This window comes from Deinococcus fonticola (assembly GCF_004634215.1).
Lineage (GTDB): Bacteria > Deinococcota > Deinococci > Deinococcales > Deinococcaceae > Deinococcus > Deinococcus fonticola.
In genome coordinates this window covers 1-987 of sequence record NZ_SMMH01000103.1, presented here as the reverse complement: position 1 = coordinate 987, position 987 = coordinate 1, and the positions used below count along the sequence as shown (strand labels likewise).

Genomic DNA, 987 nt, shown 5'->3' with positions numbered 1-987 from the left:
GCCTTGCCGCTTCCTTTTGACGTGAGGCTCTTCAAGTACTGCTCCTGCTCAGCACTCAGCACGACCGCATACTGAATTGGGCGTCCCATAGGCTAAGTATTATAATTTCTAGAACGCTGTACTAGGATTGCGGACATCGGTCACACCCGGTATTGGCGCATGGATCGGCACGCCAACTATGGCGACCTCAACGAGGTCGCTCGCCACCAGATCAATACTGGGCTAATTGCGTCCCATTGGGATGATTTGCTCAGGGTTGCCGCTTCGTTGAAACAGGGAACAGTTCCTGCACCCGAAATTATGCGCGTACTGGGCAAAAACGGCAGTCTGTCAGGACTTGGCAAAGCCGTGGCTGAACTGGGACGCATCGCCAAGACGCTTTACCTGCTGAATTACGTTCAGGACGAGGATTACCGCAGGAAAATCCAACGGCAACTCAATCGCGGTGAAGCCCGCTGGGTACTGGCCCGACTGATTTTTCATGGCAGAAAAGGCGAACTTCGCCAGCGTTACCGCGAGAACATGGAAGACCAGCTTGGTGTGCTGGGACTCGTGGTGAACGCGGTTGCGGTCTGGAACACCCGTTACATCTCAGCCTCTCTCGACTGGATCAGAGAAATTGGTGAGGATGTCAAGGATGATGACATGGTGCGGCTTTCCCCGATGCGGCATGGTCACATCAATGTGCTGGGCCGTTACCATTTTGAAATGGCTGATGACATCGCAGCAGGGGCCATGCGGCCCCTGCGTGACCCAGACGCGATCAATGAGGCTGACTGGACGTTTTGAACATCTCCCGAATTGTAACCTAGCCTCCTAACGCAACTTTCAAATTTTCCAGTAGTCACGGCCCTTTTATGACGGCGATTAGGGGTTGACAACGAAGGGCGGAGGTGCGAAGCGTAAGTTGTAGGCGGCAACGATGAGGGCCACCTTCAAGCGTAAGGCCGTCCAGGTTTTCACCTGCCCCCAACGCAATCCGCGCCC

Annotated in this window: 1 protein-coding gene; it reads left to right on the top strand. The window is 54.7% G+C overall.

All coding sequences use genetic code 11. The features are described from left to right. Positions 1–126: 126 nt before the first annotated feature. Entirely contained in the window at positions 127–789 is a 663-nt protein-coding gene (locus E5Z01_RS19245; protein WP_276321266.1) for a Tn3 family transposase, read from the top strand. Positions 790–987: the final 198 nt, after the last annotated feature.